This is a genomic window from Actinoplanes sp. NPDC051861 (assembly GCF_040681145.1).
In the GTDB taxonomy this organism is placed as follows: domain Bacteria; phylum Actinomycetota; class Actinomycetes; order Mycobacteriales; family Micromonosporaceae; genus Actinoplanes.
The window spans coordinates 169,383-183,933 of the sequence record NZ_JBFAYE010000017.1 but is presented as its reverse complement, the minus strand read 5'-3'; the positions used below and the strand labels follow the sequence as shown (position 1 = coordinate 183,933).

At 70.1% G+C, this 14,551-nt stretch carries 10 protein-coding genes; all 10 read left to right on the top strand.

The annotated features are described in order from the left end of the window. The first annotated feature begins 8 nt into the window (after positions 1 to 8). The 10 genes from AB0M02_RS33890 (at position 9) to AB0M02_RS33845 (ending at position 14,542) form a co-directional block, all read left to right on the top strand. Entirely contained in the window at positions 9 to 2,159 is a 2,151-nt protein-coding gene (locus tag AB0M02_RS33890; protein ID WP_364234436.1) for a molybdopterin oxidoreductase family protein, read from the top strand. 137 nt (positions 2,160 to 2,296) lie between these two features. Continuing rightward, on the top strand, positions 2,297 to 5,236 hold the full coding sequence (locus AB0M02_RS33885; RefSeq protein WP_364234435.1) for a M36 family metallopeptidase: 2,940 nt from the start codon (positions 2,297 to 2,299) through the stop codon (positions 5,234 to 5,236). 146 nt (positions 5,237 to 5,382) lie between these two features. Continuing rightward, positions 5,383 to 7,311 (top strand): bifunctional diguanylate cyclase/phosphodiesterase, encoded by a 1,929-nt coding sequence (locus AB0M02_RS33880; RefSeq protein ID WP_364234433.1) that lies wholly within the window; start codon positions 5,383 to 5,385, stop codon positions 7,309 to 7,311. Positions 7,312 to 7,381: 70 nt separating this feature from the next. Further along, the gene (locus tag AB0M02_RS33875) at positions 7,382 to 8,365 is read left to right on the top strand and encodes an ABC transporter substrate-binding protein (protein ID WP_364234432.1); all 984 of its coding nucleotides are present in this window, start codon (positions 7,382 to 7,384) and stop codon (positions 8,363 to 8,365) included. Beyond that, on the top strand, positions 8,362 to 9,150 hold the full coding sequence (locus tag AB0M02_RS33870; RefSeq protein WP_364234430.1) for a methyltransferase domain-containing protein: 789 nt from the start codon (positions 8,362 to 8,364) through the stop codon (positions 9,148 to 9,150). The genes AB0M02_RS33875 and AB0M02_RS33870 overlap by 4 nt, the downstream gene beginning before the upstream one ends. Then, positions 9,147 to 9,905, top strand: a complete 759-nt coding sequence (locus AB0M02_RS33865; RefSeq protein WP_364234428.1) for an ABC transporter permease — start codon at positions 9,147 to 9,149, stop codon at positions 9,903 to 9,905. Before AB0M02_RS33870 ends, AB0M02_RS33865 begins: the two co-directional genes overlap by 4 nt. Continuing rightward, the gene (locus AB0M02_RS33860) at positions 9,902 to 10,636 is read left to right on the top strand and encodes an ABC transporter ATP-binding protein (RefSeq protein WP_364234504.1); all 735 of its coding nucleotides are present in this window, start codon (positions 9,902 to 9,904) and stop codon (positions 10,634 to 10,636) included. The genes AB0M02_RS33865 and AB0M02_RS33860 overlap by 4 nt, the downstream gene beginning before the upstream one ends. Positions 10,637 to 10,655: 19 nt before the next feature. Then, entirely contained in the window at positions 10,656 to 11,669 is a 1,014-nt protein-coding gene (locus tag AB0M02_RS33855) for an aldo/keto reductase (protein ID WP_364234426.1), read from the top strand. Positions 11,670 to 11,852: 183 nt separating this feature from the next. Continuing rightward, positions 11,853 to 13,649 (top strand): family 16 glycoside hydrolase, encoded by a 1,797-nt coding sequence (locus tag AB0M02_RS33850; protein WP_364234423.1) that lies wholly within the window; start codon positions 11,853 to 11,855, stop codon positions 13,647 to 13,649. A gap of 74 nt (positions 13,650 to 13,723) precedes the next feature. Continuing rightward, on the top strand, positions 13,724 to 14,542 hold the full coding sequence (locus AB0M02_RS33845; RefSeq protein WP_364234420.1) for a MerR family transcriptional regulator: 819 nt from the start codon (positions 13,724 to 13,726) through the stop codon (positions 14,540 to 14,542). Positions 14,543 to 14,551 lie beyond the last annotated feature (9 nt).

Genomic DNA, 14,551 nt, shown 5'->3' with positions numbered 1-14,551 from the left:
CGGCGCCCATGCGGACGGCTTATCGGACGTGCCCGCTCTGCGAAGCGGCGTGCGGCCTGGAACTGACGGTGACCGACACCGAGATCGTCGCGGCGCGCGGTGACCGTGAGCACGTGTTCAGCCACGGCTTCGTGTGCCCGAAAGGCGCCACGTTCGGGCAGCTCACGTCCGATCCCGACCGGCTGCGGCGGCCGCTGGTCCGACGCGACGGCGAGTACGTCGAGGTGTCCTGGGACGAGGCGTTCCGGGTGGTCGAGGCCGGGCTGCGGCCCTTCCTCGGCGACCGCGACGCGATCGGGATGTACCTGGGCAACCCCAACGCGCACACCATGTCGGGTGGTCTCTATCTGACCCCGTTGCTCAAGACCGTCGGCACCCGCAACATCTTCTCGGCCAGCACGGTCGACCAGATGCCCAAGCACGTCTCCTGCGGCTACCTGTTCGGCAATCCACTGATCATCGGAGTCCCCGATCTGGACCGGACCGACTTCCTGCTGATGCTCGGGGCGAACCCGTGGGAGTCGAACGGCAGCCTGGCCACGGCCGCGGACTTCCCGGGGCGGCTCAAGGCGATCCAGGCGCGCGGCGGTCGCTTCGTGGTCGTCGACCCGCGGCGCACGCGGACCGCGGAGCACGCCGACGAGCACCTGTTCATCCGGCCGGGGACGGACGCGTTCCTGTTGTTCGCGATCGTGCACACACTCTTCGAGGAGGGCCTGGCCGATCTGGGCGACGTCGCCGGGCACGTGACCGGTGTCGAGCAGGTGCGGGAGCTGGCCGCGTCCTTCCCGCCCGAGGCCGTGTCGGACAAAACGGATATTTCACCTGCGGTGATCCGCCGGCTCGCGCGGGAGCTCGCCGCGGCGCCCACCGCGGCGGTCTACGGCCGGATCGGCACCTGCACTGTCGAGTTCGGCACGCTGACCAGCTGGCTCGTCGATGTGATCAACGTGCTCACCGGCAACCTGGACCGGCCGGGCGGCGTGATGTTCCCGCTCGCACCGCACCTGCGGCCGAATCCGCGGCCGGGTGGCAAGGGGTTCACCACCGGGCGCTGGCGCAGCCGGGTCCGCGGCCTGCCGGAGGTCAAGGGCGAGCTGCCGGTCGCGACGCTCGCCGACGAGATCGAGACGCCGGGCGACGGGCAGGTCCGCGCTCTGATCACGATCGCCGGCAACCCGGTGCTGTCGGCGCCCAACAGCGGCCGGCTCGACCGGGCGCTGACCGGGCTCGACTTCATGGTGAGCGTCGATCCGTACCTGAACGAGACCACGCGGCACGCGGACGTCGTGCTGCCGCCGGCGGATCCGGCGCGCAAGGGGCACTACGATTTCTCGTTCCTCGCGCTGTCGGTGCGCAACTTCGCGGCGTACTCACCGCCGGTGCTGCCGCCGGATCCGGGCGGCATGGACGAGTGCGACGTGCTGGCCCGGCTCATCCTGATCGCCTCCGGGCAGGGCGCCGATGCCGGCCCGGCGCTCGTACACGACATGCTGCTCGATCAGGCGCTGACCAGAAGCGGTCTCCCGGCCGGTGAGGTCGACGCGGACGGCCCGGCCGAGCGGTTGCTCGACGTGGCCCTGCGAGCCGGCGCCTACGGCCTCTCCGTGCGGCAGCTGCTCGCCAACCCGCACGGGATCGACCTCGGGCCGCTGCGGCCGCGCATCCCGGAGGTGCTGAAGACGCCGAGTGGCACGGTCGAGCTGTGCGTGCCGGCGATCGTCGCGGAGGCCGGGCGCCTGCGCGGCGCGCTGGACCGCGACCGCGAGCCACTGGTCCTGATCGGGCGCCGGCACCTGCGGTCCAACAACAGCTGGATGCACAACGTGCCGGCGCTGGTGAAGGGCCGTGACCGCTGCACGCTGCAGGTCCACCCGCACGACGCGGAACGGCTGGCGCTCACCGACGGCGACGACGCTCAGGTCACGTCGCGTGCCGGCGGGCTGGCGGCGCGGGTCGAGGTGACCGACCGGGTGATGCCGGGGGTGGTGAGCCTGCCGCACGGCTGGGGCCACGACCTGCCGGGCATCCGGACGGCGGTGGCGGCCGCGCACCCGGGCGTCAACTCCAATGTGCTGACCGACGACCTGGTCATCGATCCGCTGTCCGGCAACAGCGTGCTCAACGGCATCCCGGTCGAGATCAAGGCCGTCCTCTAGCTCGTCGCCGGCCCGCGCGGGATCGATGGATGTGTAATTGATCACCTTCTATTCTGGACGTTCGGCCCATGTCGAGATCCGCCGTCCGTGCGATCGGATCGGGGAGACCGGTAATGGCCGTCCAAAAAGGAGGTACCGTGCGCACACCATCCCGTGCGTTGGCGGGCACCACCGCAACAGTCGTCGCAGCTGTGCTCGTTCTCGCCGCAGGATCCGGTGGGAACGCGGCCCCAGCGAGCCCAGCCAGGGCTCCGGAGAGCGTCAAGGTACACGGTGACGAGAACCATCAGAAGATCAAGGACAACCGGCGCGGGCGTCTCGCGCCGACCTCTGACCAGCGCGCCCAGGCAGCCGAGGTCAACGCCGACGCGCGCTGGAACGCGCTCGGCACCCCGGCCGCGCTGACCGCGCAGACCGAGCCTCTGGCCAGCGGGCTGCCCGCGGAGCCGGTGGCGGCGGCGAAGGCGTACGTCGCGGCCAACCGCGAGGTGCTCGGCCTGAGCGAGCAGGGCGCGGCCGCGCTCGAAGTGCTGACCTCGGCGCCGCTCGGGGAGGGCGCCGCTGTCATCCTGCGGCAGCGCTTCGGCGACCTGCCCGCAGGCGTCGACGGCCTGCTCTCGGTGGGCGTGCGTGACGGCAAGGTGTGGTACGTGAGCTCGTCGCTCTCGCGGGACGCCGGCGCACCGGCGCCCGCCACGATCACCGCGGCCGACGCCGAGCGGATCGCCAGGAGCGACGCCGGCATCCCGGACGGGACGGTGCTGAACACCAAGCTGGTGGCGGTGCCGACGGCCGACCAGGGCCCGCGCGCGGCGTACCAGGTGACCCTCGGCGACGACCTGTCCGGCGCGGAGCCGGTCGCGTTCACCACGCACGTGGACGCGCGCGACGGCGCGGTCCTGGTCCGTGAGGAGATCGTCGACTCGCACAGCGACGACAGCCCGGACTGGGAGGTCTTCCCGAACTCACCGCTGACCAGCAACTCCTCGCGTGACACCCGCAAGACGTGGTGCTTCACGCCGGAGCGCGGCTGCGACGAGGTCGTCGGCGGCCCGGCGTCCCCGCTCGCGTGGGACGTGGACCCGGCGACCGGCCTGTCCACGCAGACCACCAAGGGCAACAACTCGTTCGCGGTGCACAACTGGAACTCCAGTGACGCGTTCACCGTCGGCACCGAGCTGGCCACCCCGCGCCCGGACCGCAGCTACAACTACCCCTGGACCAACCAGTGGTACGAGGAGAGCTGCTCGCCGACCACGTTCGACTCCCCGCAGCGCAACGACATCGACGCCGCGCGGGCGAACCTGTTCGCCATGCACAACCGGATGCACGACTGGTCGTACCTGCTGGGCTTCACCGAGGCGACCTGGAACATGCAGGACGACAACCTGCGCCCCGGCGGCCTCGCCGACGACCCGGAGCAGGGCAACGCGCAGGCCGGTGGCATCAGCGGTGGCCCGCCCACCTTCGCCGCCCGTAACAACGCCAACCAGATCACGCCGCCGGACGGCGACGCGCCGATCACGAACATGTACCTGTGGCAGCCGATCGCCGGCGCCTTCTACGGCCCCTGCGTGGACGGCGACTACGACATGTCGGTGATCGCGCACGAGTACACCCACGCCATCACCAACCGCATGATCGCCGGCCCGGACGGCGGCCTCAGCTCGCCGCAGGGCATGAGCGAGAGCTGGTCCGACCTGCTCTCCGTGGAGTACCTCGCCGAGCACGGCTACGCGGCGCCGGGCAGCCGGGGCTTCACCATCGGCGAGTACGTGACCGGCGACGACGGTGCCGGCATCCGCAACTACAACATGACCCGCAGCCCGCTCAACTACAGCTCGGTCGACTACGACTTCGTCGGCCTGCAGGTGCACGCCTCGGGTGAGCTGTGGAGCGCGACCAACTACGACATCCGCAACGCGTTCATCAAGCGGTACGGCTACGGCAGCGCCAAGCTGCAGAAGTCCTGCGCCGTCGGCAAGACCCCGGTCACCTCGTGCCCGGGTAACCGCCGCTGGATCCAGCTCGTCTTCGACTCGTTCCTGCTGCTGGCCAACAGCGCCAACAGCCAGGTCGACGCCCGGGACGCGCTGATCGGCGCCGACCTCGTCCGGTTCGGCGGGAAGAACGCGGACATCCTGTGGAACGCCTTCGCCAAGCGCGGCCTCGGTGAGACCGCGGTCAGCGTCGGCGCCGGTGACGTGAACCCGACCCCGGGCTTCACCTCGCCGTACGCCAAGGAGGCCACGGTCACGTTCCGGCCGGTCGACGAGAACGGCCAGGCCGTGCCGAACGCGAAGCTGTACGTCGGCGACTACCAGGCCCGCGCGGTCGCGGTCGCCGACACCGACCCGGCGACACCGCTGACCGACCAGGTCAGCCTGATCGCCGGCTCGTACGGGTTCATCGCCCAGGCACCCGGCCACGGTCACGCCCGGGTGGGCAGCACCTCGCTGTGGCCCGGCAAGTCCAAGACCCTGACCGTCAAACTGCCGCGCAACCTCGCCTCGACGGTGAGCGGCGCGACGGCCACGGGTGACGGCGTCAACCTGGCCCGGATCACCGACGACGACGAGGCCACCAACTGGGCGTCCCTGGCCAGCCCGGTGGCCGGCAAGCAGGTCACCGTTGATCTGGCCGGCGAGGCGCAGAAGATCCGGCGGGTGCAGGTGAGCGCGCAGCTGCGCACGCCGATCGCCGCCGGTGACCCGGACCTCGGCACGCAGAGCCGCTTCTCCGCCCTGCGCCAGTTCAAGGTCCTGGCCTGTACCGCGTCGGCGACCGTCGCCTGCGCGGACGCGGCCGACTTCCGGACCGTGTTCACCAGCCGGCCCGACGCGTTCCCGTCGGGGCAGCCGCGGCCGCGGGTGAACGACCTGAAGATCAAGTCGTTCGACATCCCGCCGACGACCGCGACCCACCTGCGCATCGAGGTGGTCACCAACCAGTGCACCGGCGCACCCGCTTACGCCGGTGAGCAGGACAACGACCCGCGGGCGATCAGCGACTGCACCACCGGCAGCCCGCAGGCCAACAACGTCCGGATCGCCGAGTTCCAGGCGTTCGGCCGGTAATCTTCTCCACCCCGGGGCGGGCCGTCCGGCCCGCCCCGGGCCGTTTCCGCTCCCGAGCTGCACCAATGCCGCACGTCAACCGCTTCTCTCCGGCGCCGATCATGGCGGCCGGAAAGCAATTGCGGCGGACTGGCGGGGGAGGGGCAGTGGGATGGACCCGGAAGGGCCGGCGCTGGTCGTCGGCATGGGTGGCCGGCACGCTGTCCGTCATGCTGGCCGCCCTGTCCTGCTACGCGGCGTTCGGCGGATGGCGGCAGACCGGCATCCTGCAGCGTGTGGCGGCCGACGCCAATCGCACCGACTCCTACCAGCAGGTGGCCTTCCTGGCCGGCTGGGAGACCGCCCTGCTGCAGGCCTCGCAGGGTGAGCCACGCGCCGGCGAGCGCGGGCAGGTCATCCAGGTGGGTGTCTGGGTGCGCGCGGCGATGCAGAAGATGGTCTCGTCCGACAACGATCACGAGTACGCGGCGTACTGGATCGCCGAGCGCCGCCGTGGGCTGCAGCCGGCCATCGACCGGTACCTGGCCGAACTGGACCGTGGCGACGTGGCGGCGGCGCGGATCACGCTGCAGACCTGGATCGAGCCCGAGTCCGCGATCATCATGAACGATCTGCGGGCCGAGATGAACCACCACCTCGCCGAGCACGCCAAGTACCAGGCGGCCGCCGAGCGTGAGTCCCGTCTGCTCTGGTGGGGCGGTCTGCTGACCTTCTCGGTGAGCCTGCTCGTGCTCGCGCTGTTCCTCTGGTCGACCCGCTCGCACCGCCGTCTCGTGGAGACGATGGCGGCCACCGACGCGCTGACCGGGCTGCCGAACCGGACCGCGTTCAGCACCCGGACCCAGCTCGCCCTGGCCGAGCAGGACCGGCACGGCTCCCTCACCACCGTGCTCACGGTGAACCTGGACGGGTTCCGCGACGTCAACGAGCAGCTCGGGCACCGGATCGGCGACCTGCTGCTGGTGCAGGCCGGTCAGCGGCTGCGCGCCTCGGTACGCGAACAGGACGTGGTCGCGCGCATCGGCGGTGACGAGTTCGCCGTTCTGGTGCGCGACGCCGAGGCGGGCCTGGGCGAGAACCTCGCGGCCCGGCTCACCGACTCCTTCGACCAGCCGTTCCTGATCGACGAGGTCACCGTGGACCTGGAGGTCAGCATCGGCGCCGCCACCGCGCGGCCCGGCGAGGACGTGACCACCCTGTTGCAGCACGCCGACATGGCGATGCGCGAGGCCAAGGAGCACCGCCTCGGGTTCCACCGGTTCACCGGCGACCACGGCCAGGACACCGCGGCCCGGCTCACGCTGCTCGGCGACCTGCGGCGGGCCCTGGACAACGGCGACGAGATCACCCTGCACTACCAGCCGAAGATCGCGATGGACACCGGTGCGGTGGCCGGCGTCGAGGCCCTCGCCCGCTGGAACCACCCGGTCAAGGGCCCGATCTCGCCGGGCGACTTCATCCCGGTCCTGGAGACGACCAGCCTGATCCACCGGTTCACCGACCGGGTGCTCAGCGTGGCGCTGCGCCAGGCGCGGGAGTGGCTCGACGGCGGGCACCGGGTGCCGGTGGCCGTCAACATCTCCACCCGCAGCCTGCTCGACGCCAGCTTCCCGGAGCGGGTCGCGGCCCTGCTGGAGGAGACCGGCGTGCCCGGCGACCAGCTGTGCATCGAGGTCACCGAGCACAGCGTGATGAGCGACCCGGCCACCGCCATCGAGGCGATGCGGCGGATCCGCTCGCTCGGCGTGAAGACGTCGATCGACGACTACGGCACCGGCTACTCGTCGATGACCTACCTTAAGCTGCTGCCGCTGGACGAGCTCAAGGTCGACCGGTCGTTCGTGCAGGACATGACGAACGACCGCAGCGACCACGCGCTCGTCGAGTCGACTGTGGAGCTGGGCCGCAACCTCGGGCTGACGGTGGTCGCCGAGGGTGTCGAGGACAGCGCCACCGCGGAGGCGCTGCGGGAGCTGGGCTGCGACGTGGCGCAGGGATACCTGTTCGCGAAGCCGCTGCCGGCCGAGGCGGTCACCGAGCGGCTCAATCAGCACCACACGGTTTCTCCCGCCTGAACCCCGCCGATCATGTCCATTGAGGCGTATCGTTTCGGTGGATTTGCGGTCGACGCGGGGGATCATGGCGATGAAGCGGATCTATGCCATTGCTCTGTCATTAGTCCTGTTGATCTCGGCTTGTGGTGACTCCTCCCCGGAGGGCGGGCCCGAGCAGAAGGACAAAGTCACCTATCTCACGGCGTTCGGTGCGGTCGGGCGCGACGCCTTCGCCTGGGTCGCCCAGGAGAAGGGGTATTTCGCCGACGCCGGCATCGACGTCACCATCCAGCTGGGCGCCGCCACCGGTGAGAACCTCAAGGTGCTCGCCGCCGGCAAGGCGCAGTTCGGCCACCTCGACCTGACCGGCACCTGGATCACCGAGGGCAAGGGCCAGAACCTCGACATGCGTGCATTCGCCGCGGTGCACCAGCAGACACTCGTCTCGATTATCACCCTCGAGGGCTCCGGCATCACGAAACCCGAGGACCTGGAGGGTCGCAGGCTGGGTGCGGCGACCGGCTCGGTGAACCAGTTGCTGTTCCCGGCGTACGCGAAACTCGCCGGCATCGACGCCTCGAAGGTCGAATGGGTCAACGCCGCGCCGCCGCAGCTGCCGGCCCTGCTCGCCAGCGGCCGGGTGGACGCGCTCAGCACGTTCCTGATCGGCGCCCGCGGCATCGAGAAGGCGGCCGGCGGGCGCAAGACGGTGGTCCTGCCCTACAGCGAGTACCTGCCCGACCTGTTCGGCAACGGCCTGATCGCGACCACCGCGATGACCGAGGGCAACCCGGACCTGACCAAGAGGTTCCGCGACGCCGCCCTCAAGGGCCTGCAGTACACACTGGACCATCCGGACGAGGCCGCGCAGATCCTGAAGAAGGCGCAGCCCGCCGCCGACGTCACGGCCGCGGTCGGTGAGATCACGCTGATGGCGCCGTACGTGAAGCCCTCCGGCGTCATCGACCGGGACCGGGTCACCAAGGAACTCGCCATCCTCGAGGGCGAGGGACTCATCAAGCCCGGCCTCACCCCGGACGCCGTGGTCGACTTCAGCCTGGTGCCGGCCGGATGAGGGCGACGTACTCCTTCGACAACGACGACCCGGCGGCCGAACAGCGCCACCACATCCTGGCCGCGATGCTCGACCCGTTCACGGTGGCCCGCCTCGGTGCCGCCGGCGACCTCACCGGCAAGCGATGCCTGGAACTCGGCGCCGGCGGAGGCAGCGTGGCCCGATGGCTGGCGGACCGGGCCGGGCCAGGCGGGCGGGTGCTGGCCACCGATCTCAACCCGCGGCACCTGCCGGTCAACCAGGGGTACGCGGTGCTGCGCCACGACCTCACGACGGAGGCCGTCCCGGACCCGCCCTGGGACCTGATCCACGCGCGGCTCGTCCTGGCACACCTGCCCGGCCGCGCCGAGATCGTCCAGCGGCTCGCGGGCGCACTGGCACCGGACGGGATCCTGCTGCTGGAGGAGTGGGTCTCGGCGTACCCCGATGTGGTTCTCGCCGCACCGGACCCGGCCGCCGCCGCTCTGGTCGAGCGTTACCACCGCATCGTCGTCGGCCGGCTCCTGCCGGCCAACGGCGCCGACCCCGCCTGGGGCGGCAAGGCACACGCCGCCATGCTCGCCGCCGGCCTCACCGGCGTGCACACCGAGATCCGCGCCGACTCCTGGCCCGGCGGCACCGCCGGCGCCCGGCTGATCGCGGTGAACCTGGAACAGGTCGGCGCCGGGCTGCGCGCGGCCGGGCTCACCGACGCCGAGCTGGACCGGCTCCGCCTGCTCTCCGCCGATCCGCGGCTGGTGATCCGCGGCCACTTCACCTACTCCACGATGGGCCGCCGCCCGTGACCCGGGCGCGGTCGTGGGGCCTGCCCGTGCTGGGCGTGACCGCCGCGATCGCGCTCTGGTGGGCGGGCACCGCGGTCTTCGGCATCCGCTCGTTCTTCCTGCCGTCGCCGCCGGACATCGTCGCCGCCTTCCGGCAGCAGCCCGACTACCTGCTGCGCGAGACCGGCGCCACGCTGACCGCGACCGTCACCGGCTTCGCCATCGCGGTCGTCACCGGCCTGCTGCTGGCCGTGGTGCTGACCGCCTGGCGTGCCCTGGAACGCGCCACCCTGCCGGTGCTGGTCGCGCTCAACTCGGTGCCGAAGGTGGCGGTCGCCCCGCTGCTGGTGGTCTGGCTCGGCTTCGGCGCCCGCCCGAAGATCGTCCTGGTGGTGCTGATCTGCTTCTTCCCGGTCGTCGTCGCCACCATGGCCGGGCTCACGTCGACACCGGCCGAGCTGGGCGAACTGAGCCGCTCGCTGTCGGCGAGCTTCTGGCAGGCGTACGTCAAGATCCGCCTGCCGTGGGCGATGCCGCAGGTGTTCGTCGGCCTGAAGGTGGCCATCTCGCTCGCCGTGATCGGCGCCGTGGTCGCCGAGATCAGCAACCCCACCGGCGGCCTCGGCTCGGTCATCGTCCTGTCCGGGATGTCCTTCGACACCCCGCTCGCCTTCGCCGCGATCGCCCTGCTCGCGGTGCTGAGCACGACCCTGTTCTACCTGGTGGTGGCCCTGGAGCGCTGGCTGGTGCCGTGGGCGAGGGCGATCAGCGGATGATCACGCTGAGCCGGGTGTCCCGCTCCTTCGGCGCGGTCGCGGCGCTGGAGGAGATCGACCTGAGCATCGCCGAGGGCGAGTTCGTCGCGGTGATCGGACGGTCCGGCTGCGGCAAGTCCACACTGCTGCGCCTGATCGCGGGCCTGCTCCCGGCAACCGCCGGCACGGTGACCGTCGAGGGCACGCCGGTGACCGCGCCCCGGCGGTCGATCGCGCTGATGCAGCAGCAGCCGGCCCTGCTGCCGTGGCGCACCGCCCTGGACAACGTCATGCTCCCGGTGGAGATCGCCAAACTGCCGCGCCCGCCGCATCGCACCCGAGCGGCGGAACTGCTCGACGCGGCCGGCCTGGCCGGATTCCACGACCGTCATCCGTACGAGCTGTCTGGCGGCATGCAGCAGCGCGTCGCCCTGTGCCGTGCGCTGATCCAGCAGCCCCGGGTGCTGCTGATGGACGAACCGTTCTCGGCCCTCGACGCCCTCACCCGCGAGGACCTGGCCGCCCAGCTGCAGGACCTGCACCTGGCCCGGCCGGCGACCACGGTGTTCGTGACCCACTCCATCCAGGAGGCGGTCCTGCTGGCGGACCGGGTCGTGGTGCTGACACCCCGGCCGGGGCGGGTCCGCAAGGTCCTCGACGTGGACATCGCGCGGCCGCGGTCGCTGGGCCACAGCGCGGCCCTGCCGGCGGTGGCCGAGTGCGTCGCCCACCTCCACGACCTGCTCGCCTGAGGTGGTGCAGGATTGCGGTATGGAACATCGATTTCTGGGAGCAAGTGGACTACGGGTCAGCGAACTCTGTCTGGGAGCCATGACGTTCGGCAGGGAGGCTGACGAGGCGGCGTCGCACCGGTTGCTCGACCGGTTCGCCGAGGCGGGCGGGGATTTCATCGACACTGCGGATGTGTACGCGGGGGGCGCGTCCGAGGAGATCATCGGCAACTGGCTGGCGGGCCGTGCGCATTCGCGGGACGACGTGGTGATCGCGACCAAGTTCTTCTGGGACACCGGGCGCGGCGGGGCGAACTCGATCGGTGCCGGGCGCAAGCACATCCTCGGCGCGGTCGAGGACAGCCTGCGCCGGCTGCGCACCGACTACATCGACCTCTACCAGCTGCACTGTTTCGACGAGTCGGCCCCGATCGAGGAGACGCTGTCCACGCTCGACGGACTCGTCCGGTCCGGCAAGGTGCGGCACCTGGGCGTCAGCAACTACGCGAGCTGGCAGCTGCAGAAGTCGGTGGACGTCGCCCGGTTCCGCGGGTGGGAGCCGTTCGTGGCGATGCAGCCGCTCTACAACCTGATCGACCGGGAGGTGGAGCTGGAACTCGTGCCGGTCGCGCTCAACGAGGGCGTCGGGATCATCCCGTGGTCGCCGATGCGCGGTGGCTGGCTGACCGGCAAGTACCGGCGGGGGATGACGTCGGCGCCGGCGGACACCCGGTGGGAGGGCGACAAGCAGCCGTGGCTGGGGGACTGGCAGAACAGCGTCGACGAGCGGACCTGGACGGTCACCGACACGCTGATCGCGGTGGCCGAGGAGTTGGGGCGCAGCCCGGCCCAGGTGGCGCTGCGGTGGCTGATGCAGCGGCCGGGGGTCACGGCGCCGATCGTCGGGGCGCGGACGATCGCTCAGCTGGACGACAACCTGGGTGCGGCGGGGTGGGCGCTGGATGACAAGACGATGGAGCGGCTGACGGCCGCGGGGGAGCTGCCTCTGCCGTACCCGCACGGTTATCTGGCACGGTCGCCGCGCCGGGCCTGACCTCGGGATCGTCGTTCCTGCAACAAACCTGCAAATGGATTTTATTGACGGTCGGAGATGGCCGGTGGCAGATTCCAACACGGAACAACCGTCCCCGGACCCCGCCGGATCCCCATTCAGTAATGGACGCTGTCATTTCGCGTCCTTACCGGCGGAATCCATTCCCGACAGGAGAATCTCTTCATGGCACCAACTCCCCGTGCCCGCCGGCTGCGCCGGCTGGCCGGTGCCGGTGGGATCGCGACGCTGGTCACCGCAGCTCTCGTAGCCACGGTGACCAGCGCCGAGGCGGCCACCGCGTTCACCGCGGACTTCGAATCAGGCAGCACCAGCGGATGGTCGAAATCGGGCGGCACCTGGAGTGTCGTGGCGGACGGCACCCAAACGTTGCGGCAGACCAACGCGAGTAGTGAGAACGCCCGGAACTTCGCGGGTGACGCCTCCTGGACCGATTACACGCTGTCGGCTCGGGTGAAGCCGCTGTCGTTCTCCTCGGGCGGGTTCGTGGGGCTGCTGGCGCGGGCCAGGAGTTCCACGACGTTCTACCGGCTGGCGTTGTTGCCGGGGAACCAGGCGCAACTGCAAGCGGTGAACAGTGGCAATGTGTCGGTTTTGGGCAGTTTGTCTCGTACAATTGCAGCTGGTTCTTGGTATTCGTTGAGCCTCAGCGTCAGTGGAACGACGATCAGCGCGTCGATCGACGGGACGAGTGTCGGATCTGGCAGCAGTTCGGTGGCTGCTGCGGGACGAATCGGACTTCAGACCGCATATGCATCGGCGGGATTCGACGACGTCGTGGTGACGACCGGCGGGACCACGCCGCCCACCTCGTCCCCCACGTCGTCCCCGTCCTCCTCGCCCTCCGCGTCGCCGTCGACCTCCACTCCGCCCGTCTCCGGTGCCCTCTATGTGGCACCCAACGGTTCCGCCTCCGCGGCCGGCACCCAGGCCGCGCCGACGACGCTCGCCTCGGCCATCACCCGGATCGCGGCCGGCGGGACGATCTACATGCGGGGCGGCACCTACAGCTCGGCGTCGACGATCACGATCGCTCCGGGCAACAACGGCTCCTCGGGCGCGCTCAAGAAGATCGTCGCCTACCCGGGTGAGACGCCGATCCTGAACTTCTCCGCGCAGGCCGAGGACACCACCGCGCGCGGTCTCGCGATCAACGGCAATTACTGGCACGTCTCCGGCCTCGTCGTCGAGCGCGCCGGTGACAACGGCGTCTTCATCGGCGGCAGCAACAACATCATTGAGCGTACGGTGACCCGCTACAACCGTGACAGCGGCCTGCAGATCTCGCGGATCGCCTCGGACACGCCGAACTCGCAGTGGCCGGCGAACAACCTGGTGCTCTCGTCGGAGTCGCACGACAACGCGGACTCCGACGGTGAGGACGCGGACGGGTTCGCGGCCAAGCTGACCGTCGGTGCGGGCAACGTGTTCCGCTACGCCGTGTCGCACAACAACATCGACGACGGGTGGGACCTCTACACCAAGACGGACACCGGGCCGATCGGTGTGGTCACGATCGAGGACTCGATCGCGTACAACAACGGGACCCTGAGCAACGGCGGTCAGGCCGGCGCGGGTGACCGCAACGGGTACAAGCTGGGCGGCGAGGACATCGGGGTCAACCACATCGTGCGGCGCAGTATCGCGTTCAAGAACGGTAAGCACGGGTTCACGTACAACAGCAACCCCGGCAGCATGACGATCTCAAACAACCTGTCGATCGACAACACCGAGCGCAACTTCAACTTCGACGCCGGCTCGTCGACCTTCCGCAACAACACGTCCTGCCGCAGCGGCAGCGGCACCAACGACCGGATCATCGGCAACTCGGACAGCTCCAACCAGTTCTGGTCCGGCTCCAACGGTTCCCGGTGCGCCTCATACACCGGCGCCCTGGCCTGGTCCTTCGCCTCCGACGGCAAACTGGTCGTCACCCTCGGCGGGCGGGTCGTCTCGCTCTGAGGCAGGTTGTCCCTCCTTCCTTGACCCTCCCCCAAGGGGAGACAGAATGCTGGTGGCCAAGGAAGGAGGGACCCATGACCGACCTGATCCCGATCGGCCGTTTCAGCAGGATGACCCGGCTGTCGATCAAAGCGCTGCGCTTCTACGACGAGCAGGGCCTGCTGACTCCCGAGCGAGTCGACCCGGCCTCGGGCTACCGTTTCTACGGCCGTCTCCAGGCCAACCGGGCCGAGGCCATCCGCATCCTGCGCGCGACCGGCATGCCCATCGACGAGATCCGCGACATCCTCACCGAGGACGACCCGGACATCACCGGCAAACGCCTGGCCGTGCACCGCGAGCGCCTGCTGGAACGACTGGCCGAGCAGGAACGGATGCTGCGGTTCCTCGAACGACTCATCGCACGAGGAGGGACCGTCATGCCCTACGAGGTCACCGTCAAACAGGTCGAGCCCCAGCACGCGGCCACCGTCACCCTGCACACCAGCCTGGCCGCCATCGGCGCCGACATCCAGCAGGGTTTCGGCACCCTGATCCAGGCCATCACCACCGCCGGCACGCACCCGTCCGGCCCGCCGTTCGTCGTCTACCACGACGTCATCGACGAACAGACCGCCGGCGACGTCGAGATCTGCATCCCCGTCCCACCGGCCACCCGCTTCCCCGAGGGCCCGGTCCGAGCGGTCACGGTCCCCGGCTCCCAGGCCGCCGCCACCATTCATCGCGGGCCATATGCCGAGATCTCACCCGCCTATCACTACGTCTCGGGGTGGATCGAGGAGCAGGGGCACAAGCACGCGGGGCCGCCTCGCGAGGTCTATCTCAACGACCCGCGGTCGGTTGCGCAGGAGGAACTGCTCACGGAGGTGCAGTTCCCTATTGCGGGTAGGTAGGGCGTTCCC